Source organism: Pseudomonas caricapapayae (genome assembly GCF_001400735.1).
GTDB lineage: Bacteria > Pseudomonadota > Gammaproteobacteria > Pseudomonadales > Pseudomonadaceae > Aquipseudomonas > Aquipseudomonas caricapapayae.
Window position 1 is genome coordinate 1 of the sequence record NZ_LJPW01000124.1, and the last position, 285, is coordinate 285.

Genomic DNA, 285 nt, shown 5'->3' on the forward strand with positions numbered 1-285 from the left:
CGTTCCCGGTGAGCTTTACATCGGCGGAGCGGGGGTTGCGCGAGGTTATCTGAATCAGCCGCAGCTCACCGAAGCGCGGTTTGTTGCCGACCCCTTCAGCGATGACGCCCGCGCACGGATGTACCGCAGTGGCGACCTGGTGCGCTGGAATGCCGACGGGACCCTGGATTACCTGGGCCGTAACGATGATCAGGTGAAGATTCGTGGCATGCGCATCGAGCCGGGAGAAATCGAGGCGGTGCTGACCAGTCTGGAAGGCGTGAAGGATGCCGTTGTACTGGTTCG

Annotated in this window: 1 protein-coding gene; it reads left to right on the forward strand. The window is 62.1% G+C overall.

Annotation, left to right across the window (positions count from 1 at the left end):
* A partial coding sequence (locus tag ALO80_RS17120) for an AMP-binding protein (RefSeq protein WP_144434234.1) occupies positions 1-285 on the forward strand: 285 nt, incomplete at both ends.